Origin of the sequence: Bradyrhizobium embrapense (genome assembly GCF_001189235.2) — a bacterium.
Lineage (GTDB): Bacteria > Pseudomonadota > Alphaproteobacteria > Rhizobiales > Xanthobacteraceae > Bradyrhizobium > Bradyrhizobium embrapense.
Genome location: NZ_LFIP02000005.1, coordinates 1 through 25,707 on the forward strand (window position 1 = coordinate 1; position 25,707 = coordinate 25,707).

Below are 25,707 nucleotides of genomic sequence, written 5' to 3' on the forward strand. Positions count from 1 at the left end.
GGGCTTTGTCGCATCTTGGGATCGAGCATATCGCAGCCTTCTTGGGATCGAGCATATCGCAGCCTATTCGCCGCAGGCGCGCGGGCGCTCCGAGCGGCTGTTCGGCACGTTGCAGGACCGGCTGCCGAAGGAGCTGCGGCTCGCCGGGATCAAGACGGTCGAAGCTGCCAACGCCTGGCTGAAGGCGCATTACATCGCCAGCCACAACGCCGCGTTTGCGATCAAGCCCGAACAGGAAGGCAGCGCATTCGTGGCCGACCGGCATGAGGCCTGGCGCGAGGCGCTGTGCGTGATCGAGGAGCGAACCGTCGCCAACGACAATACCGTCGCATGGAACGGTCGGCGGCTACAGTTGCCGCAGAGCCGGCTCAGGCCTCACTTCGTCAAGGCCGTGGTGCGCCTCCATGAGTATCCCGATGGCACCCTCAGCGTGTTCCTCGGACCGCATCGGTTGGCGATGTTCAGCGCCGACGGACAGCAGATCAGCCCCGACGCGCCTCAGCCTGGCAGCGTGCTCGCAGCCGTCAAGGACAAGCCCTGGCGGGCGCGCAAGCGCGCGTCCTTGACCGCTCCTGCGCGCGCCGCCGTCGAGATTGCGCGGGTCGGGGCGGAGAAACGGGCTTCAAGTCGAACAAAGAAACACACAACCAGCGCTAAAACCGCCGCAACAACCGTGGCATGATCAATCAGGGAAAGCCGTCCACGCCTTCCGGCTCCCCTGCAAAATCACAAACGAAGGCGACAGATCACGAGCTACAAAAACACGACATCTTCACCCGCTACGGACAGCTGCTTTGTCGAAACGCCGGCAGCCGCCGGCTACTGTGCATGGGGTTGTTTTCGATATTTTGGCAGTGCGCCCCCAGCTCACTCCGCCGCAGGCGAGATCATGTTCGGCGGTCCGGGCGGCCGCTTGGTCTGGCCGGCCGCAGGCTCGCTCGGGGTGAGCTCGTGGTCGGCATGCGAGACCACGAGCCGCTTGCCGAAGCGCCAGATCAGGCCTCCGATATCGTCCATCACCATGAACATCGCCGGCACGAACACCAGCGACAGCACGGTCGAGAAGATCAGGCCGCCGATCACCGCGAGCGCCATCGGCGAGCGGAATTCGCCGCCGGCGCCAAATGCAAGGGCGGACGGCATCATGCCGGCGGCCATCGCGATGGTGGTCATCACGATCGGGCGGGCGCGCTTCATGCCGGCGTCGATCATGGCGTCCTCGCGCGCCTTGCCGTCGCGGATCGCCTCCACCGCGAATTCCACCAGCATGATGGCGTTCTTGGTGACGATGCCCATCAGCATCAGGATGCCGATCCACACCGGCGTGGTGAGCTGCTTGCCGGTCAGCAGCAGCGCGCCGATCGCACCGCCGATCGAGAGCGGCAGCGAGAACAGGATGGTGATCGGCTGCAGGAAGGTGCCGAACAGCAGTACCAGCACGGCATAGACCATCATCAGGCCGGCGGTGATCGCGGTGGCGAAGCCGTCGGATAGTTCGGCGAGGCTCTCGGCGTCGCCGGACGGGCTGACCTTCACGCCCTTCGGCAGGCTCTTCATGACCGGCAGGTCGTAGATCAGCCTGGTGGCATCGCCGAGCGCGGCATTGCCGACCAGGTCGGCCGCGACGGTGGCCTGCCGTTCGCGGTCGTAGCGATTAATGCTGGTCGGGCCCTGGTCGAGCTGGATGTCGGCGACGACGGAGAGCGGCACGCCGCCGCGCTCGCCACGCTGGCCGAGCGGCACCCGCAGCTGCTCCAGCATCTGCAGGTCGCTGCGCGCATTGTCCTCGAGCTGGACGCGGATCGGCACCTGGCGGTCGCCGGCGTCGAACTTGGCCAGCGCCGGGCCGACGTCGCCGATGGTGGCGACGCGGATGGTCTGCGACAGGCTTTCGGTCGAGACGCCGAGCCGCGCCGCGAGCTCGGCGCGCGGACGGATGCGCAGCTCGGGCCGGTCGAGCGCGGTCTCCGAGATCACATTGGCGATGATCGGGATCCGCTTCATCTGGGTCGCCAGCTCGCTGGCGACGTTGTTGACGATGTTGCTGTCGGTGCCGGTGACGACCAGCGAGATGGCGCGCAGGCCGTTCTCGTCGAGGAACCAGAACCGGATGTCGGGGACGTTGTCGAGCTCCTTGCCGATCGACAGCTCCAGCTCGCGCTGGGTGATCTTGCGGTCCGCTTTCGGCGTGTAGTTGATGATCAGCGCGGCACGGCGCACCTCCTGGATGCCCGGCGGCACGCGGCCGCCGTCGACGAACACGCTGCGCACCTCGGGCCGCTTGCGCAGCCGCGCCACGATCTCCTCGGTGACCTTCTCGGTGAAGGCGAGCTGCGAGCCGGGCGGCAGCTCCATCGCCAGCAGCGAGCGCGCGGTGTCCTGCGCCGGCAGGAAGCCCTGCGGCAGCAGCGTGATGCTCCAGATCGACGCGGCGAACACCGCAAAGCCGATCAGCACGGTGATGTAATGGTGCCGCACCGACCAGGTGACGAGGCCGTGATAGGTGCGCAGGATGCGGCCGGGCGGCGGATCGTCGTGGTCGTGATGCTTGAGGAAGTAGGCGGCCAGCATCGGCGTCACGAAGCGCGCGGCGAGCAGCGAGAAGAACACCTGCACCGACACGGTGATGCCGAACTGCTTGAAGAACTGCCCGGCGATCCCGGACATGAAGCTCGCGGGGGCGAAGATCGCGATGATGGTGAGCGAGATCGCGATCACCGCGAGGCCGATCTCGTCGGCAGCCTCGAGCGCGGCCCGGTAGGGCGTCTTGCCCATCCGCATGTGGCGGACAATGTTCTCGATCTCGACGATGGCGTCGTCGACCAGGATACCGGTCGACAGCGTGATGGCGAGGAAGGAGACCAGGTTGAGCGAGAAGCCGAGCAGGTCCATCGCCCAGAACGCGGGGAAGATCGACAGCGGCAGCGAGACCGCCGCGATGATCGTGGCGCGCATGTCGCGCAGGAACAGCAGCACGATGATGACGGCGAGGATCGCGCCTTCGAACAAGGTCGAGATCGCGGCCTCGTAATTGCCCTTGGTGAATTCGACCGAGGTGTCGATCAGCTTGAGGTCGACGTCGGGATAGGCAACCTTCAGCGCGTCGATCCGCTTCTGCACGGCGGCCGCGACGACGACGTCGCTGGCGCCCTTGGAGCGCTTGATGCCGAGCGCCACGACAGGCTCGCCGTTGAAACGGGCGAAGGTGCGCCGGTCGGCGATGGTGTCGGTGACGGTGCCGAGATCGTCGAGCCGGATCTCGCCGCCGCCGAACAGCGGAATCATGGTGCCTGCGAGCTCGTTCAGCGTCTTGGCGCCGGCCAACGTCCGGATCGCCTGGTCGTTCTTGCCGATCTCGGCGCGGCCGCCGGCGACGTCGACATTGGTGCCGCGCAGGATCTGGCTGACATTGACCGCGGTGAGCCCCACCGCCTGCAGCTTGTCGGGATCGAGCGAGACCAGGATCTCGCGCTCGACACCGCCGATGCGCTCGACCTGGGCGACGCCGCGCACGCCCTGCAGCGCACGCTTGACCACGTCGTCGACGAAGTAAGATAGCTGCTCCGGCGTCTTGCCCGGCGAGATCGCGGCGTAGGTCACGATCGGCAGGCCGATCACGTCGACGCGCTGGATCAGGGGCTCGGTGACGTTCTGCGGCAGGTTGGCGCGCACGCGGGTGACGGCGTCCTTGACGTCGTTGAGCGCGCGGTCGGTGTTGGTCTCCAGCGCGAATTGGATCGTGGTCACCGACAGGCCGTCGGTGATCGAGGAAGAGATGTGGCGCACGCCCTCGACGCCGGAGACGCCGTCCTCGATCGTCTTGGTGACCTGCGATTCAAGTTCCGAGGGCGCCGCGCCGAATTGCGATACCGCGACCGAGATCACCGGAATGTCGGCGCTCGGCAGCCGCGTCACGGCGAGCTTGGTGAATGAGACCCAGCCCAGCACCAGCAGGATGATCGAGAAGACGATCGAGGGAAGCGGGTTCCGGATCGACCATGCCGAGATGTTCAAAGCCATGAGCTTGTCCGAATTAGCGTGATCGCGTGCGATCGAGTTCGTCGGCGAACATGGTCTTGATCTGGTCGCCGTCGTGCAGCGAGGTGCCAGCATCGGCCACGACGATTTCGCCGACGTCGAGGCCTTCAAGGATTTCGGTCGAGGTGTCGGAGGTCAGCCCGACGCGCACCCTGCGGGTCTCGACCGTGTTGCCCTTCACGACTTGCAGGGTCAGGCGGTCGATCGCGGTGCGCGGCACCGCGACGCCGCAGGAGCGCTTGGCGTCGATATTGGCGCGGGCGAACATGCCGACCTTCAGCGTTGGATTGTTGTTGATGGTGATGCGGACGTGCCCGAGCTGGGTGGCGCGGTCGATCTGCGGCGAGATCTGGCGGACCTTGCCGACGATGTCGGGCGCGTCGTCGCGGCTGATCCGGACATTGGCGCCGGGATTGAGCTTCAGGAGCTGGAAGCCCGGCACCTCGGCGTCGAGCTCGATCTCGTTGTTGACGGAGATCTTGAACATCGGCGGCGCCTGCGGCGAGGCCGGGGCGCCGGGCGCGGTGCGCACCTCGGTGACGAGGCCGGCGGCCGGCGCGCGCAGCACCAGCGGCTTGGCATTGCCCTGCGCCGCCTGCGGCGGCGGCGGGGTCAGCCGCGCCAGTTCCTGGTTCTCGGTCACGGTGTCACCCTCGCGGACGAGCACGTCGGTGACCTTGGAGCCGTCCTGGTCGACATTCACCTGCGCCTCGCGGCGCGGCACGATGAAGCCGGTGACGCGGACCATGTCGGAGAAGCAGGCATTGGTCGACTTCGTCACCACGACCAGCGCCTGGCCCGGCGTCTCCTTCTCCTCCGGATGGGAGCGGTGCTCGAACGCGTAATAGGCGACAGCCAGCGCGAGGAAGACGACCGTGCCGAGCGCAGGCTTGAGGTATTGGGAAAAGTTCATCGCCTGATCAATCCAGCACTTGGCACGTCTCGACAGTCATTGTCTTGGGCGCTCGTCGAAGTCTCGCCACGTCGTCGTATCGTGTGAGCATCGAAAAGGCCAAGGTCCATTGTTCCGGCTCATGCCCGGACGTCATGTGAGGCGGGTCACCTGTGAGGCCGCTTTGGGTCCCTCAAGCAAATGCGCCCCGCCGGGGTGCGGGACGCATTGTAACCTCAAAAAGGGGCCACGCCACCGCCCATCACCTCTCGATCACTTGGCGGCGGTGTCCTTGTTTTCCACGTTCACGACCTGGACGCGCCGGTTGACGTCCGCCATCGGGTGGCTCGGGTCCTTCAGCTTGCTCTTGCCATAGCCGACGGTGACGAGATCGGTGCCGTTGATGCCGTATTTGTCGACCAGATAGCGCTTGATGGCGTCGGCGCGGCGCTCCGAGAGGCCCTGATTGTAGTCCTCGCCGCCGGCGGCGTCGGTGTGGCCGGCGACCACGAACGTCGAGCCCTTCAGGTCCTGATTGGTCAAGGCGCGGCCGAGCGCCTGCACCGACGGCAACGACTTGGCGCTGATGTCGGCGGAGTTGTAGTCGAAGTTGATCTCGAGATCGATCTTCGGCTTGTCCTGGACGATGGTTGCGATTTCCTCGCGCTCGGCCGAGGACAGCGAGCGGGTGGCGCGGCCACGGACGCTCTGCACGAATTTGGCCTGGTCGGCGTTCAGCCCGGGCGAGGTCTGCGGACCGACCGAAAGGCCGCGGGTCAGCGGCTTCTTCTCGGGCGTCAGCGCCTTGATGATCTGGTCCTCGGTGACGTCACCAGCGCAGGCGGCCGCCATGCCTGATAACAGCACGGCGCCGAGCATGATTGAGAGGATCGCGGCCCTTGCCGACGGCTTGAACATTTCGGTCCCTCCTGCGCCGGCCGGCGCGGTTCCATGCAACGCTTCGGAATGATCGCCGGCATCGCTGCCCGGCACGCATCCTCTGGTTAGTCGCGCGATTGCATCAGCGGTTCGAGCCGCGGACAGCCCCGTTTCGTATGTCACTGCACGCCGTAGTCGGCGAATTCCTTGACGATGTTCGGGTCCATCGCCTTGGCATTGGCGATGTCGAGATCGCCCTCCGCGACTGCGCCGTTGCGCTTCTTGGCAAGGCCGCGCCCGTACAGCGACGAGGTCAGCCGCGGGTTGATCTTCAGTGCGGCGTCGAAATCGGCGATGGCATTCTTGTTCTGCCCGCCCTTCAGGTTCATCAGGCCGCGGCTGTCGAGCGCATCGACGAAGTTCGGGCGCAGCCGCAGCGCCTCGTTGCAGTCCTTCAGGGCCGCCTGCAGGTCGCCGATCACGGTGCGGACCCAGCAGCGGTTGTTGTAGGCCTCGACATCCTTCGGGTTCAGCCGCAGCGAATTGGTGAAGTCCTTCACCGCGAGGTCGTAGGCACCCTTGCTGGCATAGACCTGGCCGCGACGATACAGCGCAGCCGCGTCATCCGGGTTCTTGTCGAGCTTTTCGTTCAGGCCCTTGATCGTCGGATCATCGGCGAGAACGGGCGAATTGCTCGGGGCCGGCGTGGGCTGGATCACCACCGGCGGCGGAGGCGCGGGTGGCGGCAGTGCAATCTCGGGGGCTTTTGGCGGAGGCGGCGGCGCCGCCGGCGCTGTCGCGACGGCCGGCTTCGGCGGCGCCGGTGGTGGCGTCGGCGCGGTTGCCACTGGAGGCGTCGGTGTCGGCTTCGGCGTTGCAGCGGGTGGGGCGGGCGGCGCCGGCGGAGGCGAGACCGACGGTGCGGTGGCGACCTCGGTCGATGGCGATGCAGTCGGCGCAGGCGCAGCGTTCGACGGTCCCGGTGCGCCGGCTGGGGCGGCTGCGCCGGCTGGAATGAACGAGAAATCCTCGGCCAGCGACGACGATATCCACGGCACCTGTTCCTGCCGCGAGGCGCGGGTGACGCCGACGCGGGTCCGGTTCAGCGTTTCCTCCGCCATCAGGTCGGGGGTACGGATCTCCTTGAGCAGTTCCCGCACGAACAGGCTGCGGTCGCTGCCATTGTCCGAGACCACGGACGACAGTGCGGCCGAATACATCACCAGCGTGCCGTTGGGTGCGATCACCGGGGCGAGGCCGGCCGAGAAGCTGCGGAAACGGCGCTCGAATGGGTTGCGCCTCGAGGCATCGATCAGGGCGATCTTGACCCCGGCGCCGCGGCTGTTGATCTCGCCGAGCACGGTCTCGAGGCTGAAGCCGTCGCGGCGGACGTCGGCCTCGGCCCAGATCTGGGCGTCGATCGGGATCATGTAGCTCTGCCGGTTCGACTGGATGCCGTAACCGGAGAAGAAGATCAGCGCGACCGAGCCCGGTTTGATCTTGCCATAGAGGCGGTCGAAGGCGCGGCGCATGCCGTCGCCGGTCAGGTTCTCGCCGACCTCGACGGTGAAGCCGTCACGCTTGAGCTCGTCGGCGACGTCGCGGGCGTCGTTGACCGGCTCCTTCAGCGGCGCGTCGGCGTCGGGATATTTGGCGTTGCCGATCACCAGCGCGAAACGGTCGCCGGCGGCGACGGACAGGGTGGGCGACGCGATTGAAAAAATCAGCGTGGCGAGCAAGGCAAGGCGGATTTTCATAATCGCGGCAAATCCAGATCGCGGCATTCCAATGAGATGGCGCCGCTTCGAGCCTGCGCCTCGGGGACCTTACTCTAGCGAAAATCCATTATCAAACCACGGCCAAACCCCCGTCAACGGCTTGCTGTACGCAGCGAGGACCGCGAGGCCGCAGTGCAACACCCGCGCTCATGGCGGCCGTCGCCGTCGTGGCATGGTGCAGGTTCCTGCGACCGATAGTGTGATTGCATTCACAGAGGCTCGTGCAGTGGTTTGGGCCGCCCTGTCATGCGCTCGTCGCACTGCGCGCAGTTTGACCTTTGCGCAAGGCGATGGCTTTGTGTCCGGGACGGCAAGCCATTTCAACAAGACCGCAAACAAGAGCGAAACCGATGGGAAACGCCTACGAAATTTACGCCCTGCGCTATGCGACGATGTCGCCGCGCACGCCCCACCTGAATTTCCTGGTGCCCGATCCGCATGACACCACGGCGCAGGATCTGGATTATTTCGTCTGGCTGATCCGCGGACACGGCCGCGACATCCTGGTCGACACCGGCTTCAACGCCGAGGAGGCCAAGGCGCGCGCCCGCAAGCTCACGCTCAACCCGGTCGATGCGCTGGCCGGCTTCGGCGTCAGCGCCGACGCGATCCGCGACGTCATCGTGACCCATCTGCATTATGACCACGCCGGCAATCTGGATCGCTTCCCGAACGCCAAATTCCATCTGCAGGAACGCGAGATGAGCTACGCGACCGGCCGCTGCATGTGCAACGGCATGCTGCGCCATCCGTTCTCGATCGAGCACGTCACCCAGATGGTACGCCATGTCTATGGCGAGCGCGTCACCTTCCATTCCGGCGATGGCGAGATCGCGCCCGGCGTCACCGTGCATCGCGTCGGCGGCCATTCCGATGGCCTCCAGGTGGTGCGGGTCGAGACCGCGCGCGGCCCGGTCGTGCTGGCATCCGACGCCGCACATTATTATGCCAACCTGCACAAGAGGAGCCCGTTCCCGATCGTCTACAATGTCGGCGACATGGCGCAGGGCTGGGAAACCGTCGAGCGGCTCGCCGGCCATCCCGATCGCTTCATTCCGGGCCACGATCCGATCGTCAGCGAGATCTATCCGCGCGCCAGCGACAAGGTCGATGCGTTCGCGCTGCATCTGGCGCCGTCGCGATCGTTCGCGAAATAACCTCGCCGGTTCGGGCGAGGCGCAGTTCAAGAAACGTCAAAAGAAGAGTTGATATGACTGAATACAGGACCCTCGGATTCATCGGTCTCGGCGTGATGGGTGAGCCGATTTGCCGCAATCTGGTCAAGAAGAGCGGCAAGCGCGTCGTGGTGTTCGACCTTTCGGCCGAACCGCTGCAACGGCTGCGCGACGACGGCGCCGAGATTGCCGGCTCGGTCGCAGAGGTCATCAAGCAGAGCGACGTGCTGTTCCTCTGTCTGCCGAGCGCCAAGCATGTGCGGGCGGTGTTCGAAGGCGACGGCATTTTGAAGAACGTGAGGAGTGGCCAGGTCGTGGTCGATCTCGGCACGTCTTCGGTCAGCCAGACCCGCGACTTCGCCGGGCAATTGCAGGCCAGGGGGGCGGCCTGGGCTGATGCGCCGATCGCGCGCACGCGGCAGGCGGCGCAGGACGGCACGCTCAGCGTGATGGTCGGTGCGGTGCCCGCGCTCTATGCCGCGATCGAGCCCTTGATCCGTTGCTTTGCCACCGACGTCACCAATTGCGGCGACGTCGGTGCCGGGCAGGTGACCAAGATCCTCAACAACATGGTGCTGTTCGAGACCGTGAACGCGCTGGCCGAGGCTGTCGCGGTGGCGAAGCACAATGGGGTCGATCCAAAACTGCTGCTGGAAACCCTGTCGAAGGGCTCGGCCGACAGCTTCGCGCTGCGCAACCACGGCATGAAGGCGATCGTGCCGGGCGTGTTCCCGGAGCGCGCGTTCTCGACCGAATATGCGCTGAAGGATCTGTCCTATGCACTGGAGCTCGCCGCCGATGCCGGCATCAAGATCCGCGGCGCGGAGCTGATCGGCACCGTGTTGCAGGAAGCGATCGACAAGGGATCGAGGGATAATTACTTTCCTGTCATCGCGAGGCATATCGACCAGGCCTAGTGCTCTCCATCCGTCATTCCTGGTTCTCGCCTTGCGAGCCCCGGAATGACGAGAGGATGAGGCGCGGCCTAATACGCGTCCTTGGCGTCGGCCTGTTCGCTGGTCTGTATCAGCTCGAGGCTGGTCTCGACCTTGCCGAGCAGGCGTGCCAGATCGCGGCGCTCCTGCGTGGAGAGGCAGGACATGATCTCCTGTTCCTTGCGCAGCAGGCGCGGGATCAGCTCCTCATAGAGCGCCTGGCCCTTCTTGGTCAGCCGCAGGCGGAATTCGCGGCGGTCATCGGCATTCTCGACGCGCTCGACGATCTCGCGCTCCATCAGCGCCGACACGGCCCGGCTGATGGTCGATTTGTGCGTGCGGGTGCAATGCGCGATGTATTGCGCGCTGCAGGGATCGCAGCGGAAGCCGAGCGTCGCAAGCACGCGCCACTCCGGAATGTCGAGGCCGTAGCGCGCCTGATATTCGCTCGACAAAGCCGAAGATACCTCGGCGGCCAGCCGGTTGAGGCGGAACGGCATGAAGTGGAAGAGGTCGAGGCGCTTCTTGGTCGGCGCGGCGTCGTCGCGCACATCCGCTTCCACGGCGCTGCGCGGCCGGATCGGAGGCTGGCTTGCAGAGGTCCTGGCCAAATATTCCTCCAATTTGAGTTGACGGCGGGCCCGACTGGGAGTTTAAGATAGTTGCAAGTGAGACTAATTTAGCAAGGTCGCGACCGGCTCGCAAGGTGCTGGTCGCAAGCCGGTCACACAAGCCGCGGTCCGAGCCACAGAGAAAGGCCGGCGCCAGGGAACATCCAGGTCACGCAATGGCAGCCAACACGGCACAGGCCAAAACCCAGTTCGGTTATCGCCGTCACCCCGACCAGGACCGGTCGGGCGCCAACGTCGCGGAGCATCCGGTCGTCGTGGTCGGCGCGGGGCCGGTGGGATTGTCGCTGGCGATCGATCTTGCGCAACGCGGCCAGCGCGTTGTGCTGCTCGACGATGCCGACCGGATCGGCGAAGGCTCGCGGGCGATCTGCTTCTCGAAACGCTCGCTGGAGTTCTGGGATCGGCTCGGCGTCGGCGACCGCATGGTCGAGAAGGGCGTGGTGTGGAGCGTCGGCAAGATCTTCCACGGCGCGTCGCAGCTCTATCAGTTCAACCTGCTTCCGGAAGAGGGCCACAAGCGGCCCGCTTTCATCAATTTGCAGCAATTCTACGCCGAGGCCTATCTGGTCGACCGGGTCGAGCAATTGCCTGAAATCGACCTGCGCTGGCGCAACAAGGTGATCGCGCTGGAGAGCCGCAACGATGGTGTCACGCTGACGATTGCTACGCCCGAGGGCGCGTACCAGGTGCGCGCTTCTTTTGTCGTCGCCTGCGATGGTGCGCGTTCCTCGTTGCGGCAGATGGTCGGTGCCGACTTTGCGGGGCAGGTGTTCGAGGACCAGTTCCTGATCGCCGACGTCAAGATGACGGCGGCGTTCCCGACCGAGCGCTGGTTCTGGTTCGATCCGCCGTTCCATGCCGGACGCTCGGCGCTGCTGCACAGGCAGCCGGACGACATCTGGCGGATCGACCTGCAACTCAATCCGGATGCCGATCCGGTGGCCGAGAAGCAGCCCGAGAACGTCCGGCCGCGGATCGAGCGGATGCTGGGCCATGACAAGTTCGAGTTCGAATGGATCTCGCTGTACAAATTCCAGTGCCGTCGGATGGCCAGGTTCATCCACGGCCGCGTGATCTTCGCCGGCGATTCCGCGCACCAGGTCTCGCCGTTCGGCGCGCGTGGCGCCAATTCCGGGCTCGAGGACGCCGAAAATCTGTCGTGGAAGCTCGATCGTGTGCTGCGCGGGCTCTCACCCGAAAGCTTGCTGGAGAGCTACCACATCGAGCGCAGCGCCGCGGCGGATGAGAACATCCGCGAGTCCACCCGCTCAACCGACTTCATGGCGCCGGTGACGCGGCAGGAGGCGCGGCTGCGGCAGGCGGTGCTGTCGCTCGCAGAGGATACAGAGTTCGGCAAGCGCATGGTCAATGGCGGCCGGCTGTCGGTGCCGTCAATCTACGACACGCCACTGTCGAGCAGCGATCGCGACGACTGGCGCGGCGGTCCGCGGCCGGGCGCCTCAATGCTGGACGCGCCGGTGACCGAGCAGGGCGGCGGGACGATTTATCTGACCGATGTTTTCATCGAGCAGGGAACGCGCTTCACGCTGCTGGAGTTTGGCAATGGCGCGGCTGTCGATGTGCCTGACGGCGTCGGGACGATCCGGATCGGTGGCGAGGGCGGCCTGGTCGATGCGCAAGGCCTTGCCGGCAAGCGCTACGACGCCGAGCCCGGCACCGCTTATCTGCTGCGGCCGGATGGCTACGTTGCGGCACGCTTCCGCAATGCGGCGCGGCCGGCACTCGATGCGGCGCTGGCGCGCGCCGCAGGTGTGAACTGAGGAGCAGTCATGGCGCTGTCGACCAGTTCGAATTTCGCAAAGCCCGATGACGCGTTCCGCGCCATCGTCGAGGCGCATCGCGGCCTCACCGAGGCGCAAAGCGCCGATCTCGATGCCGCGCTGGTCCTGGTGCTCGCCAACCACATCGGCGATCTCGACGTGTTGCGCGAAGCGATCGCGCTGGCGAAGCGACGGATGCTGGACGCGAGCCAGCAGCAGCAACAGCAACAACAATAGCACTGATCAAACGGACAGGATTGAACTGATGGCCAAAGGTTTCGCATCGACCACGGATCTCGCGGAGAAGAAGGTCACCTTCTCCGAGATCGGCACCGATCTCTATGCCTTCACCGCCGAGGGCGATCCCAACACGGCCGTGATCGTCGGCGATGACGGCTGCCTGGTGTTCGACGCGCAGGCAACGCCGGCGATGGCGAACAAGGTGATCGAGCGGGTCAAGACCGTCACCGACAAGCCGATCAAATATGTCGTGCTGTCGCATTATCACGCGGTGCGGGTGCTCGGTGCCTCGGCCTACCACGCGCAGGGCATCGTGGCCTCGCAGGAGACCTACCGGCTGATCCAGGAGCGCGGCCAGCAGGATTGGGATTCCGAATACGGCCGTTTCCCGCGGCTGTTCCAGGACGCGGCGAGCATTCCCGGCCTGACCTGGCCGACGCTGACCTTCGAGGGCGAGATGTCGATCTATCTCGGCAAGCGCGAGGTGCGGCTGATGCAGCTCGGCGCCGGCCACACCTCGGGCGATATCGTCGCCTGGGTGCCGGATGCCGAGGTGATGTTCTCCGGCGACCTGATCGAATACCACTCGGCGTGCTATTGCGGCGATGCGCATCTGCGCGAATGGCCGACGACACTGAACGAGATCCGCGCCTTCAATCCGAAGGCGATCGCGCCGGGCCGCGGCGATGCGCTGAAGGGCCTCGCCACCGGCCGCGATGCCATCGCGATGACCCGCGATTTCGTCACCACGCTTTATGGCGCCGCCGAATCGTCGGTCGCCAAGGGCCGGAGCCTGAAGGAATCGATGGCGGCGACGCGCGAGGTGATGGATCCGAAGTTCTCGAGCTTCGCGATCTACGAGCACTGCCTGCCGTTCAACGTTTCGCGCGCCTATGACGAGGCATCCGGGATCGACGATCCCGTGATCTGGACCGACAAGCGCGACCAGGAAATGTGGGCCGCCCTGCAAGGAGGAGGATAGTCGTGAACATCAACACCTCGCCTGATCAGATCGTTCGCAGCTCGGGGCAAGTCACGCCGGGCTACATGTCCGGATTCGGCAACAGTTTTGAGACCGAGGCCTTGCCCGGCGCGCTGCCGATGGGGCGCAACTCGCCGCAGCGCTGCGCCTATGGGCTCTATGCGGAGCAATTGTCCGGCTCGCCGTTCACGGCGCCGCGCGGCACCAATGAGCGCTCCTGGCTGTATCGCATCCGCCCGTCGGTGCGGCATTCCGGCCGGTTCGCCAAGGCAGATAGCGGGCTGTGGCGCACTGCGCCGTGCCACGAATACGACATGCCGATCGCGCAACTGCGCTGGGACCCGGCGCCGATCCCGAAGCAGGACATGACGTTCCTGCAGGGCGTGCAGACCATGACCACGGCGGGCGATGCCAACACGCAGGCCGGCATGGCCGCGCACGTCTATCTCATCACCAAATCGATGGTCGATCAGCATTTCTACAATGCCGACGGCGAGATGATGTTCGTGCTGCAGCAGGGCAATCTGCGCTTCGTCACCGAGTTCGGCCGGATCGATGCCGAGCCGGGCGAGATCGTGGTGATCCCGCGCGGCGTCAAATTCCGCGTCGAGATTCCGTCGGGTCCTGCCCGCGGCTATCTCTGCGAGAATTACGGCGGCGCGTTCACGCTGCCGGAGCGCGGCCCGATCGGCGCCAATTGCCTGGCCAATTCGCGCGACTTCCTGACACCGGTGGCCGCCTACGAGGACAAGGACACGCCGACCGAGCTCTACGTGAAGTGGGGCGGATCGCTGTTCAAGACCACGTTGCCGCATTCGCCGATCGATGTGGTGGCCTGGCACGGCAATTACGCGCCCTACAAGTACGACCTGCGTACCTTCTCGCCGGTCGGCGCGATCGGCTTCGATCATCCCGATCCGTCGATCTTCACGGTGCTGACCTCGCCTTCGGAGACCGCCGGCACCGCGAACATCGACTTCGTGATCTTCCCGGAGCGCTGGATGGTGGCCGACAACACCTTCCGGCCGCCGTGGTACCACATGAACATCATGTCGGAGTTCATGGGGCTGATCTACGGCGTCTACGATGCCAAGCCGCAGGGCTTCGTGCCGGGCGGGATCTCGCTGCACAACATGATGCTGCCGCACGGCCCCGACCGCGAAGCCTTCGAGCACGCCAGCAACTCGGAGCTGAAGCCGGTGAAGCTGACCGGCACGATGGCCTTCATGTTCGAGACCCGTTTCCCGCAGCGCGTGACGCAGCACGCCGCGACGTCATCGACGCTGCAGGACGACTACTCGGATTGCTGGAAGGGGCTCGAGAAGAAGTTCGATCCGACCAAGCCGTAACACACCTCTCGTCGTTCCGGGGCATCGCGAAGCGATGAGCCCGGAATCCATCCTCACGATCGTGGTTATGGATTCCGGGCCTGCGCCTGGCAGCGCATCCCGGAATGACGGCGGAAATAATATCCGACCATTTCAGGGACGAGATCATGCCCCACTCCAACGACCCCAAACTCCGCTCTTTCATCGACGTCGCCCCGACCTCCGACTTCCCGATCCAGAACCTGCCTTACGGCGTGTTCTCGTCGAAGGACGGCCTTGCGCCGCGTGTCGGCGTTGCGATCGGCGATTACGTGCTCGACCTGTGGGAGCTCGAGCAGGATTCGCGGCTTGATGTCGGGCCGCTCGGCGTGTTCTCGCAGCCCTCGCTGAACGCCTTCATGGCGCTCGGGCCAAAAGTGTGGTCGGCGACGCGGGCGCGGATCAGCGAGCTGTTGCGATCAGATCATCCGGAGCTGCGCGACAACAGGGAGTTGCGTGCACGCGCGCTGCTGCCGATCGCTGATGTGAAGCTGCATATGCCGTTTGCCGTCGCGGGCTACACCGATTTCTATTCGTCGAAGGAGCACGCCACCAATGTCGGCGTCATGTTCCGCGGCAAGGACAATGCGCTGCAGCCGAACTGGCTGCACATGCCGATCGGCTACAACGGCCGCGCCTCGACCGTGGTGGTGTCAGGCACCAAGGTGCGGCGGCCGCGCGGCCAGCTCAAGCCGCCGGCCGCCGAGGTGCCGAGCTTCGGCGCCTGCAAGCGGCTCGACTTCGAGCTCGAGATGGGCGTGGTGGTCGGCCAGGCCTCAGCGATGGGCGAGATGCTCACCGAGCAGCAGGCCGAAGAGATGATCTTCGGCTTCGTCATCCTCAACGACTGGAGCGCGCGCGATATCCAGCAGTGGGAGTATGTGCCGCTCGGGCCGTTCCAGGCCAAGGCGTTCGCGACCTCGATCAGCCCGTGGGTGGTGACGCGCGAGGCGCTGGAGCCGTTCCGGATGCAGGGCCCGGCGCAACAGCCGGAACCGCTGGCATACCTGAAGCAGACCAAGCCGAACAATTACGACTTGCAGCTCGACGTGGGCTTGCGCGCCGGTGCGATGAACGAAGCCAAGACGATCTGCAGCACCAATTTCAAATACATGTACTGGTCGTCGGTGCAGCAACTGGTGCACCACGCCTCCAGCGGCTGCGCGATGAATGTCGGCGACCTCCTCGGCAGCGGCACGATCTCCGGCCCCGAAAAGCATCAGCGCGGGAGTCTTTTGGAAATCAGCTGGAACGGCACCGAGCCGGTTGAGCTGGCGAGCGGCGTGACGCGCGCGTTCCTCGAGAACGGCGACTCGCTCGTGATGCGCGGCTGGTGCCAGGGCGACGGCTACCGCGTCGGCTTTGGCGAGGTCGAAGGCACCATCGTCGCGGCGGAGTAGCCGAGAGGGGCGCCGCTTCACCTCCCCTTGAAAAGGGGAGGTCGGTTTGCGCAGCAAACCGGGTGGGGATCCGGTCTCACCACGAACGCCAGCGCTTGCGGCTTGGACTCCCATCCACCTTCCCCCTTGCAGGGGGAAGGAGCCCGACAGGCGGTGCAAGCCTTACCGCTCTTCCGGCCGGATATCCCTCAGCCGCGCCGTATGCGCCGCGCAGTCCTCGAGGCTGTACTTCAGGTGCACCCGCTTGTCCGACGGCGGCTGGTTCACGGTGCAGACGCCGGCCCGCCACGGCTTGGCCGGGCGGATCGGCCGCGGCGCAAAGCCGCCGCCGCAGTTCGGGCAGACATTGCCGAGCTTGGTCTCGGCGCAATCCGCACAGAACGTGCATTCATAGGAGCAAATCCGGGCGTCGAGCGCGCTCGGTGGCAGGTCCTTGTCGCAATATTCGCAGTTCGGTCGCAGCTGAAGCGCCATGGTCGTCTCTCTTGGCGGATGTTGGAGCAATGATCGCAAATCGGACCGCAAAAACGAATGACGGAATTCCCTCGATTCGCGCCATCACTCTTGCAGCGCCTTCAGCGGCAGCTTGGTGCTCTCCTTCAGCCGGTCGAGCACGATCGACGAGCGCACATGTGCCACGCTCTGGTGCGGCATCAGCACATTGTTGACGATGTCGGACAGGCTCTTGAGATCGCGCAGCATCACCTTGAGCACGTAATCTGCATCGCCGGTCAGCGCATAGGCCTCCTGGATGTCATCGACGCGGTTGACCAGCTCGCGAAACCGCTTGGCGTTGTCGGGCGAGTGGGTCGCGAGCGTGATGTGGATGAAGGCGATCAGGCCGAAGCCGAGCGCCTCGCCGGCGAGATCGGCGTGGTAGCCCGCGATCACCTTCTCCTCCTCCAGCCGCATCCGCCGCCGCGAGCATTGCGAGGCTGAGAGCCCGACGAGGTCGCCGAGCTGCTGGTTGGTCAGCCGGCCATCATCTTGCAGGGCAGCGAGTATTTTGAGGTCGAAGGCGTCGACTTCAGGCATGCGCCAAATGTCCATTTCATGCACGGATCGTGCGCACTTCTAGCAAGTATGGGACCATTTTGCACGCACGTTGCGCCGCAGGTGACGGAAACTGGTTGCCAGACAAATGAGGGAGTTGCCGCCATGGGTCCGTTTCCGCACGATGCGCCGCCGGCCGAGATCAGCACCGAGAACCCGATGGGCACCGACGGCTTCGAGTTCGTCGAATATGCCCACCCCAATCCCGGCGAGCTGCATGCCCTGTTCAAGCTGATGGGCTTTGTCGCGGTCGCGAGGCACCGGACCAAGGCCGTCACGGTCTATCGCCAGGGCGACATCAACTATCTCGTCAACGAGGAGCCGGGTACGCACGGCTTTAACTTCGTCGCCGCGCACGGCCCCTGCGCGCCCTCGATGGCATTCCGTGTGGTCGATGCCAAGCGCGCCTATGAGCGCGCGATCGCGCTCGGCGCCGAGCCGGCGGATTTGTCGTCCGCGGCGAAGACGCTCGATGTGCCCGCGATCAAGGGTATCGGCGGCAGCCTGCTGTATTTCGTCGATCGCTACGGCGCCAAAGGCTCGGCCTATGATGCCGAGTTCGAGTGGCTGGGCGCCGAGAATCCGCGTCCCGCGGGTTCGGGCCTCTATTACATCGATCACCTCACCCACAACGTCCATCGCGGCCGCATGGATGTCTGGACCGGCTTCTACGCAAAGCTGTTCAACTTCCGCCAGATCCGCTTCTTCGACATCGAGGGTCGTGCGTCCGGCCTGTTCTCGCGTGCGTTGACCAGCCCGGACGGCAAGATCCGGATTCCGATCAACGAGGACGCCGGCGATTCCGGGCAGATCGAGGAATACCTCAACATCTATCACGGCGAGGGCATCCAGCACATCGCCTGCGGCGCGCGCGATATCTATTCGACCGTCGAGACGCTGCGCGCGAACGGCCTGCCGTTCATGCCGTCGCCGCCCGACACCTATTTCGAGCGGATCGATGCCCGCCTGCCGCAGCATGGCGAGGACGTGGCGCGGCTTCAGAGGAACGGCATCCTGATCGACGGCGAAGGCGTGGTCGAGGGCGGCCAGACCAAGGTGCTGCTGCAGATCTTCTCGGCGAATGCGATCGGGCCGATCTTCTTCGAATTCATCCAGCGCAAGGGCGACGACGGTTTTGGCGAAGGCAACTTCAAGGCGCTGTTCGAATCGATCGAGGAAGACCAGATCCGCCGCGGCGTGCTGAAGGTCGATCACGCGGCGTAGAAACTGCGTGGCGACCGCGCCCCATTGCGTCGTCATTGCGAGCGAAGCGAAGCAATCCATCTCACCGCCTGCGGAGACATGGATTGCTTCGTCGCTTCGCTCCTCGCAATGACGGCCGAGGAAGCTACTTCCCGGCCTTCCACGCGCTCGTCACGTCGCCAATGCTTGCCAGCTCCGGCTCGCGGATCGCTGATGGCGTGCGCGAGAAGCGCGGCGCGGGGGCGGGCTGGGTCACGCCGTGGCGCTCGACGAACACCTGGCGCGCCACCATGTGCGGATGCTTCGGGGCTTCTTCCATGGTCAGGATCGGCGCGAAGCAGATGTCGGTGCCTTCCATGATCTTGCACCAGTCGGCGCGCGACTTGCTCTTGAACACCTTCTCCAGTTTCGCCTTCAGCGCCGGCCAGGCTTTGCGGTCCATCTGGGCGTCGAAGTCGGCATCGGTCAGGTCGGCATGCTTGCGCAGCAGTGCGTAGAACTGCGGCTCGATCGAGCCGATCGAGATGAAATTGCCGCAGGAGCATTCGTAGACGCCGTAGAAATGCGCGCCGCCGTCGAGGAAGTTCTGGTCGCGGCCGCCGCTCCAGCGGCCTTGTGCGGCCATGTCGTAGAACATCGACATCAGCGAGGCCGCGCCGTCGCACATCGCGGTATCGACCACCTGGCCCTTGCCGGACTTCTGCGCTTCCAGCAGCGCTGCGAGCACGCCGACCACGAGATAGAGCGCGCCGCCGCCGAAATCGCCGACCAAATTGAGCGGCGGCACCGGCTTCTCCTTGGTGCCGATCGCCGCCAGCGCGCCGGTGATCGAGATGTAGTTGATGTCGTGGCCGGCGGCGTTGGCCAAGGGGCCTTCCTGGCCCCAGCCGGTCATGCGGCCATAGACCAGCTTCGGATTGCGCGCGAGCACGATTTCGGGGCCGAGCCCGAGGCGTTCCATCACGCCGGGCCGAAAACCTTCGATCAGCGCGTCGGCATGGCTGAGCAGCTCGAGCACTTCGGCGATCGCCGCCTTGTTCTTGAGGTCGAGCTCGATGACCTTGCGGCCGCGGGTTGCCACCGCCTTCAAATTCTTGCCCGCGCCGACCCGATCCAGGGTTATGACCTCCGCGCCCATGTCGGCGAGCAGCATGCAGGCGAACGGGCCAGGACCGATGCCGGCGAATTCGACGATGCGGAAGCCGGCGAGCGGGCCCGAGGTGCGAGCGGCGGTGTGGGAGGCGGGCTTGTCGAGCACGTTGTTGTTCCGTTGGTTGTGTGGCGTTAGGCGGCTGAGGTGCTGCGGGCTGGCTTGGTGCCGAATGTCATGCGTTTCCCCAGCCGTCCGCGAGACGGTATTTTTAATTAGCTGATTAGCTAAATTGTCTCGCCTAATGCGGGATGTGGCAAGCGCCTTTTGCCTGATCGCGCCGGTAAAACGCAAACGGCGCGCATCGCTGCGCGCCGCCGCTCGACTTGTGTTTAGACGCTATCCCGCGGCGGTGACCGCGCGCTGTCCCATCACCTTCACCAGGTTGGCGCGGTAATCCGCCGAGCCGTGGATGTCCGCGAGCAGGCCGCTCGCCGGGATCGTGACGGCATCGAGCGCCGAGGCCGCCCAGTTCGCCTTCAACGCCTGCTCGATCGGCGCCACCCGCATCACGCCGCTCTGCGACGCACCGGTCGCGGCGACGCGGACGTCGCCCGACTTGGTCTTGGCGACGAACACGCCGGTCAGCGCAAAGCGTGAGGCAGGATGCCGCATCTTGGCATAGCCCGCCTTGGCCGGGACCGGGAACGCGACCTGCGTGATGATCTCGCCGTCCTCGAGCGCCGTCGAGAACAGGCCCTTGAAGAAGTCCTCCGCTGCGATCGACCGCTTGTTGGTCTTGACCGTCGCGCCGAGCGCCAGCACCGCTGCCGGATAATCCGCCGCCGGGTCGTTGTTGGCGAGCGAGCCGCCGATCGTGCCGCGATAGCGTACGGCGGGATCGCCGATCATCGACGCCAGTTTGGCGAGCGCCGGGATCGCCTTCTGCACGGCGTCGCTTTGCGCCACATCGTAATGCGGCGTAGCGGCCTTGATGGTGACGGTGTCGCCCGAAACCTCGATGCCGATCATCTCCTGCACCTTGGAGAGGTCGATCACGTCCGAGGGTGAAGCAAGACGCTGCTTCATCACCGGGAGCAGGGTTTGTCCGCCGGCGAGGAATTTTGATTCCGCGCCTTTGGCGAAGGTTGCGGCGGCGTCGGCGACTGAGGAAGCGCGATGATAATTGGTCTCGTACATGGCTCTTCCTCCCTCAACCGTGAATGGCGTGCCAGACGCGATCGGGCGTCGCCGGCATTTCGAGCTTGTTGTTGCCGATGGCGTCCGTGATCGCGTTGATCACGGCAGCAGAGGCGCCGATCGCGCCGGCTTCGCCGCAGCCCTTGACGCCGAGCGGATTGCCCGGACACAGCGTCGTGGTGTGGGAGAGCTGGAACGACGGCAGGTCGTCGGCGCGCGGCATGGTGTAATCCATGAAAGACGCGGTCACGAGCTGACCGGTGTCGTCATAGACCGCACCCTCGAGCAGCGCCTGGCCGATGCCCTGCGCAAGGCCGCCATGGACCTGGCCCTCGACAATCATCGGGTTGATCAGCCGGCCGAAATCGTCCGCCGCCACGAAGTTGACGAAGGAGGTCTTGCCGGTGCCCGGATCGACCTCGAGTTCGCAGATATAGGCACCGGCCGGGAAGGTGAAGTTGGTCGGGTCGTAGAACGCGGTCTCCTTCAAGCCGGGCTCCATGCCGTCGGGCAGATTGTGCGCGGTGTAGGCGGCGAGCGCGACCATCGGCAACGCGATCGACTTGTCGGTGCCGGTGACCTTGAACTCGCCGTTCTCGATCACGATGTCGCTCTCGGACGCCTCGAGCGCATGCGCCGCGATCTTCTTGGCCTTGGCCTCGACCTTCTCCATCGCCTTCACGATCGCGGTGCCGCCGACCGCGAGTGAGCGCGAGCCGTAGGTGCCCATGCCGAACTGCACCTTGTCGGTGTCGCCATGGACGATCGAGACCTGGCTGATCGGTACGCCAAGGCGCTCGGCGATGATCTGGCAGAACGTCGTCTCATGGCCCTGGCCGTGGCTGTGCGAGCCGGTCAGCACCTCGATGGTGCCGACCGGATTGACGCGGATCTCCGCGGACTCCCACAGGCCGACGCCGGCGCCGAGACTGCCGACGGCCTTCGACGGCGCGATGCCGCAGGCCTCGATGTAGCAGGAGACGCCGATGCCGCGCAGCTTGCCACTGGCTTTCGCCTTGGCCTTGCGGGCCGGGAAGCCGGCATAGTCGATCGCCTTCATCGCGGCGTCGATCGAGGCATGGAAGTCGCCGATGTCATACGCCATGATGACGGGCGTCTGATACGGGAACTGGGTGATGAAGTTCTTCTTGCGCAGCTCGGCCGGATCGACCTTCAACTGCCGCGCCGCCGTCTCCATCATGCGCTCGATCAGGTAGCTCGCCTCCGGGCGGCCGGCGCCGCGATAGGCGTCGACCGGCGTGGTGTTGGTGTAGACGCCGATCACCTCGGCGTAGATCGCCGGGATCACGTACTGGCCCGACAGCAGCGTTGCGTAGAGATAGGTCGGCACCGCCGAGGAGAACAGCGACATATAGGCGCCGAAATTGGCGTGGGTCTTCACCCTGAGGCCAAGGATCTTGTTGTCCTTGTCGAACGCCATCTCCGCCTTCGAGACATGGTCGCGGCCGTGCGCGTCGGTGAGGAAGGCTTCCGAACGGTCGCCGGTCCACTTCACCGGGCGACCCACTTTCTTGGAGGCCCACAGCGCCACCATCTCTTCCGGATAGATGTAGATCTTGGAGCCGAAGCCGCCGCCGACGTCGGGCGCGATCACGCGCAGCTTGTGCTCGGGCGCGATGTTGTAGAACGCCGACAGCACGAGGCGGGCGACGTGCGGGTTCTGCGACGTGGTGTAGAGCGTGTAGTGCTCTTCGGCCTGGTCGTAATGTGCGACCGCCGCGCGCGGCTCCATCGCGTTCGGCACCAGGCGGTTGTTGGTGAGCTCCAGCGTCACCACATTGGCCGCCTTGCTGAAGGCGTCCTTCACCGCAGCTTCGTCACCGAGATGCCAGTCATAGACGATATTGCCGGGGGCTTCGGGATGCAGCTGCGGTGCGCCCGGCTTGATCGCGGCCTTGATGTCGGCCGCCGCGGGAAGCTCTTCGTAGTCGACGACGACGGCTTCCGCCGCGTCCCTGGCCTGGTTCTTGGTCTCGGCGATCACCACCGCGACCGCCTGTCCGACGAAGCGCACGGTCTCCGGCGCCATCGCCGGCCACGCGCCCATTTTCATCGGCGAGCCGTCCTTCGAGGTGATCGCCCAGCCGCAGATCAGGTTGCCGACCTTGTCGTCGACGATCTGCTGTCCGGTCAGCACCGCGATCACGCCGGGCATCTTCATTGCCTCGGCGGAGTTGATGCCCTTGACCTTGGCATGTGCATGCGGGCTGCGGATGAAGTGAGCATAGCTCATGCCGACCATCTTAACGTCGTCGACGTAACGTCCTTGTCCGGTGATGAACCGGCGATCTTCCTTGCGCACGACACGTGCGCCAATTCCTTCAACACCCATGGTCTAGTCCTCCCGACCGGAGATTCGATTTGCCGCCGTTTCCATCGAGATCGGCGGTGATGAGCTTGATCGTGTGCGGTGCGTCAGCTGCTATTCGGCAGCCTGCGCGACCTTCATGCGGCCGGCAGCGTCGAGCACCGCCTTGACGATGTTGTGGTAGCCGGTGCAGCGGCAGATGTTGCCTTCGAGCTCGTGGCGAACCGTTTCCTCGTCGAGCTTGCCACCATGGCGGTGCACGATATCGACCGCGGACATGATCATGCCGGGGGTGCAATAGCCGCACTGCAGGCCGTGATTGTCGCGGAACGCCGCCTGCATCGGGTGCAGCTCGTCGCCCTTGGCGAGGCCTTCGATCGTGGTGACGTTGGAGCCAGCCGCCTGGCCGGCCAGCATGGTGCAGGATTTGACCGCCCGTCCGTCGACATGGACGACGCAGGCGCCGCACTGGCTGGTATCGCAGCCGACATGGGTGCCGGTGAGATTGAGGTTTTCGCGCAAGAGGTGCACGAGGAGGGTTCGGTCTTCGACCTCGACCGAGACCGCCTTGCCGTTTACCGTCAGTTTGACTGTAGACACGCGTTTCTCCCAATAGCTTCGTTATGGGCCCAGTAGACCACGCTTCATGTGGGACGTAACCGCGATCAAAGTCGTAGTTGCGGCCCTGTCTTGAAGGCTCCGGGCTGTACGTTTGATCCTAGCAGGCGGCCGTTCAATGGGCAATTTGCAAGCTGCCGGCGGCGCGCTCCGGCGCGATGGATTGCGCGGCGGTGCAAGGGATTCGGTCGGTCGATCTGGTTTGCGCCATGTCAAAAACCGCCGCGACGATTGCTACTACCTTCCGCCTATAACGACAAAAAAGCGTTGCTGGCATTTTCATCGCCGACATAGCGACTGAAGATCGCTGGTTCACGAATTGGGTAGTGAGACGCGGCGCGCGATGCATCCATCGCGGCAACGAAACCATATTGGAGGAAGCCAATGAAGCTGAGGAGCGGGATTTTCTTTGCCGGCGTGTCGCTGGTCGCCATGGTGCTGGCAGGCGTTACTGCGTCGAAAGCGAATGATTCCGTCGCGAAGGCGGCGTCCGATCCCAACGGATGGGCGATCGCCGGCCACGACTACGGCAACACGCGTTTCAGCCCCCTGAAGCAGATCAATTCCGAGAACGCCGGCAAGCTGCAGCTCGTTTACTCGATGTCGCTCGCTTCGCTGCGCTCCAACGAGTCCTCGCCGGTCGTGATCGGCAAGACGATGTTTGTGTCGACCTCGTGGGGGCCGAAATACGTCTATGCGATCGATGCCGCGACCGGCGCGCGGAAATGGACCTGGCAGCCGGATATTCCGGACGACGTGCTCCAATACGCCTGCTGTGACGTCAACAGCCGCGGCGTGTCCTATGCCGATGGCAAGATCTTCGTCGGCCGGCTCGACGGCAAGCTGACCGCGCTCGATGCCGAGACCGGCAAGGAGCTCTGGACCTCGACCGTGGTCGACTACAAGCAGGGCTCGGTCATCACCTCGCCGCCGCTCATCGTCCGCGACAAGGTGATCACCGGCTTCGGCGGCGGCGAATATGGCGTCCGCGGCTCGTTGCAGGCCTTCAACCTCAAGGACGGCAAGCTGCTCTGGCAGACCTTTACCGTGCCGGCACCGGGCGAGCCCGGCAGCGAGACCTGGAAGGGCGACACCGGGCTGCATGGCGGCGGCGCCGCCTGGCTGGTCGGCTCCTACGACGCCAAGACGGATACGGTCTACTGGGGCACCAGCAACCCGGGACCGTGGAATACCGCGGTCCGCTCCACCGGCGACGGCAATTTCGGCAAGCTGACCAACCTCTATACCGCCTCGACGCTGGCGATCGATCCCAACACCGGCAAGATCAAGTGGCACATCCAGGGCACGCCGGCCGACGCCTGGGATTATGACGGCGTCAACGAGCTGTTGCTCGCCGACCTCAAGATCAAGGGCACCGAGACGCCCGTTCTGATGAAGGCCGATCGCAACGGCTTCTTCTTCGTTGCCAACCGCGAGACCGGCAAGGTTCTCTCGGCCGAGAAGTACGTCTTTGCCAACTGGGCCAAGAAGTGGGACGTCAACACGATGCGGGCGGAAGAGGATCCGGACAAGCGTCCGGGCCCGGGCCACCCCGCCAAGGACATCTGCCCGAACCTGATCGGCGGCAAGAACTGGCAGCCGATGTCGTTCAATCCGCAGACCGGCCTCGTCTACATCCCGAGCAACAACGTCTGCATGGACTGGTCGGTCTCTGACGTGAACTACAAGCGCGGCGTGTTCTATCTCGGTGCCGAATTCCCGACCAAGCCGGGCCCCGGCGGCTTCCTGGGCGAGCTCGTGGCCTGGGATCCGGTCGCCAACAAGAAGGTGTGGAGCATCAAGGAAGACCTGCCCTTCAACGGCGGCACGCTGACGACCGGCGGCAACCTGGTGTTCTCGGGCAATCTGCACGGCGACTTCCGCGCCATCGATGCCAAGAACGGCAAGGTGCTGTGGAGCAAGAACCTCGGCAGCGGCATCGGCGCGGGTCCCGTGACCTACTCGGTCGACGGCAAGCAGTATGTCGCGATCGTGGTCGGACGCACCGCGGCACTGCCGGCCTTCCTCGGTGACATCGGCAAGAAGATGGTCGCCGCGGCACCCGAAGGCGGCTCGCTGTTCGTGTTCGCCCTGCAATAAACGATCGTCCAGGAG

The 25,707-nt window shown here is 65.0% G+C and carries 20 protein-coding genes and 1 pseudogene; 10 read left to right on the top strand and 11 right to left on the bottom strand.

What is annotated here, in order from left to right; all coding sequences use genetic code 11:
• A pseudogene (locus tag AKN83_RS41295) lies at positions 1-187 on the top strand (hypothetical protein); the annotation flags it as partial.
• Positions 188-867: 680 nt separating this feature from the next.
• Here the strand turns inward: AKN83_RS41295 and AKN83_RS22715 are convergent.
• From AKN83_RS22715 to AKN83_RS22730, 4 genes are all read right to left on the bottom strand, one after another.
• On the bottom strand, positions 868-4,020 hold the full coding sequence (locus AKN83_RS22715) for an efflux RND transporter permease subunit (protein WP_050401742.1): 3,153 nt from the start codon (positions 4,018-4,020) through the stop codon (positions 868-870).
• A gap of 13 nt (positions 4,021-4,033) precedes the next feature.
• On the bottom strand, positions 4,034-4,951 hold the full coding sequence (locus AKN83_RS22720; protein ID WP_050401743.1) for an efflux RND transporter periplasmic adaptor subunit: 918 nt from the start codon (positions 4,949-4,951) through the stop codon (positions 4,034-4,036).
• A gap of 252 nt (positions 4,952-5,203) precedes the next feature.
• Positions 5,204-5,848: an OmpA family protein gene (locus AKN83_RS22725; RefSeq protein ID WP_050401848.1), complete on the bottom strand. Its 645-nt coding sequence runs from the start codon at positions 5,846-5,848 to the stop codon at positions 5,204-5,206.
• A 140-nt stretch (positions 5,849-5,988) separates the two neighbouring features.
• Positions 5,989-7,566 (bottom strand): caspase family protein, encoded by a 1,578-nt coding sequence (locus AKN83_RS22730; RefSeq protein ID WP_050401744.1) that lies wholly within the window; start codon positions 7,564-7,566, stop codon positions 5,989-5,991.
• A 371-nt stretch (positions 7,567-7,937) separates the two neighbouring features.
• Here AKN83_RS22730 and AKN83_RS22735 point away from each other — a divergent pair, with 371 nt between their 5' ends.
• Both AKN83_RS22735 and AKN83_RS22740 read left to right on the top strand, forming a co-directional pair.
• Positions 7,938-8,744 carry an N-acyl homoserine lactonase family protein gene (locus tag AKN83_RS22735; protein WP_050401745.1) on the top strand — a complete coding sequence of 269 codons (807 nt, stop codon included), beginning with the start codon at positions 7,938-7,940 and terminating at the stop codon, positions 8,742-8,744.
• Entirely contained in the window at positions 8,741-9,679 is a 939-nt protein-coding gene (locus AKN83_RS22740; RefSeq protein WP_283807400.1) for an NAD(P)-dependent oxidoreductase, read from the top strand. The genes AKN83_RS22735 and AKN83_RS22740 overlap by 4 nt, the downstream gene beginning before the upstream one ends.
• Positions 9,680-9,747: 68 nt before the next feature.
• On the opposite strand, the gene AKN83_RS22745 is transcribed toward AKN83_RS22740, so the two are convergent.
• A complete protein-coding gene (locus AKN83_RS22745) occupies positions 9,748-10,308 on the bottom strand; it encodes a MarR family winged helix-turn-helix transcriptional regulator (protein WP_430641570.1) in 561 nt (186 codons plus the stop codon).
• Positions 10,309-10,484: 176 nt separating this feature from the next.
• On the opposite strand from AKN83_RS22745, the gene AKN83_RS22750 reads away from it, so the two are divergent.
• The 5 genes from AKN83_RS22750 to fahA all read left to right on the top strand — a co-directional run bounded on the left by AKN83_RS22750 (position 10,485) and on the right by fahA (position 16,099).
• Entirely contained in the window at positions 10,485-12,110 is a 1,626-nt protein-coding gene (locus AKN83_RS22750; RefSeq protein ID WP_050401746.1) for an FAD-dependent oxidoreductase, read from the top strand.
• A gap of 9 nt (positions 12,111-12,119) precedes the next feature.
• Entirely contained in the window at positions 12,120-12,347 is a 228-nt protein-coding gene (locus AKN83_RS22755; RefSeq protein WP_050401747.1) for a DUF2783 domain-containing protein, read from the top strand.
• Positions 12,348-12,375: 28 nt separating this feature from the next.
• On the top strand, positions 12,376-13,332 hold the full coding sequence (locus tag AKN83_RS22760) for an MBL fold metallo-hydrolase (RefSeq protein ID WP_050401748.1): 957 nt from the start codon (positions 12,376-12,378) through the stop codon (positions 13,330-13,332).
• A 2-nt stretch (positions 13,333-13,334) separates the two neighbouring features.
• Positions 13,335-14,681, top strand: coding sequence for a homogentisate 1,2-dioxygenase (gene hmgA, locus AKN83_RS22765; protein ID WP_050401749.1), 1,347 nt, complete (start codon positions 13,335-13,337; stop codon positions 14,679-14,681).
• 146 nt (positions 14,682-14,827) lie between these two features.
• Complete coding sequence (gene fahA, locus AKN83_RS22770; RefSeq protein WP_050401750.1) at positions 14,828-16,099, top strand: fumarylacetoacetase; 1,272 nt, start codon at positions 14,828-14,830, stop codon at positions 16,097-16,099.
• A gap of 162 nt (positions 16,100-16,261) precedes the next feature.
• On the opposite strand, the gene AKN83_RS22775 is transcribed toward fahA, so the two are convergent.
• Both AKN83_RS22775 and AKN83_RS22780 read right to left on the bottom strand, forming a co-directional pair.
• A complete protein-coding gene (locus tag AKN83_RS22775) occupies positions 16,262-16,573 on the bottom strand; it encodes a DUF1272 domain-containing protein (RefSeq protein WP_050401751.1) in 312 nt (103 codons plus the stop codon).
• A gap of 84 nt (positions 16,574-16,657) precedes the next feature.
• Positions 16,658-17,134, bottom strand: a complete 477-nt coding sequence (locus AKN83_RS22780; protein WP_050401851.1) for an Lrp/AsnC family transcriptional regulator — start codon at positions 17,132-17,134, stop codon at positions 16,658-16,660.
• A 123-nt stretch (positions 17,135-17,257) separates the two neighbouring features.
• Between AKN83_RS22780 and hppD the strand changes: the two genes are divergently transcribed.
• Complete coding sequence (hppD, locus tag AKN83_RS22785; protein ID WP_050401752.1) at positions 17,258-18,376, top strand: 4-hydroxyphenylpyruvate dioxygenase; 1,119 nt, start codon at positions 17,258-17,260, stop codon at positions 18,374-18,376.
• Positions 18,377-18,500: 124 nt separating this feature from the next.
• Here the strand turns inward: hppD and AKN83_RS22790 are convergent, their stop codons facing one another.
• From AKN83_RS22790 to AKN83_RS22805, 4 genes are all read right to left on the bottom strand, one after another.
• Entirely contained in the window at positions 18,501-19,613 is a 1,113-nt protein-coding gene (locus AKN83_RS22790) for a CaiB/BaiF CoA transferase family protein (RefSeq protein ID WP_050401753.1), read from the bottom strand.
• A gap of 231 nt (positions 19,614-19,844) precedes the next feature.
• Entirely contained in the window at positions 19,845-20,645 is an 801-nt protein-coding gene (locus tag AKN83_RS22795) for an FAD binding domain-containing protein (RefSeq protein ID WP_050401754.1), read from the bottom strand.
• 13 nt (positions 20,646-20,658) lie between these two features.
• Positions 20,659-22,998 carry a xanthine dehydrogenase family protein molybdopterin-binding subunit gene (locus AKN83_RS22800; protein WP_050401755.1) on the bottom strand — a complete coding sequence of 780 codons (2,340 nt, stop codon included), beginning with the start codon at positions 22,996-22,998 and terminating at the stop codon, positions 20,659-20,661.
• Between the two features lie 90 nt (positions 22,999-23,088).
• Positions 23,089-23,574, bottom strand: coding sequence for a (2Fe-2S)-binding protein (locus AKN83_RS22805; protein WP_050401756.1), 486 nt, complete (start codon positions 23,572-23,574; stop codon positions 23,089-23,091).
• Positions 23,575-23,976: 402 nt separating this feature from the next.
• Here AKN83_RS22805 and AKN83_RS22810 point away from each other — a divergent pair, with 402 nt between their 5' ends.
• Positions 23,977-25,692: a PQQ-dependent methanol/ethanol family dehydrogenase gene (locus AKN83_RS22810; protein WP_050401757.1), complete on the top strand. Its 1,716-nt coding sequence runs from the start codon at positions 23,977-23,979 to the stop codon at positions 25,690-25,692.
• Positions 25,693-25,707 lie beyond the last annotated feature (15 nt).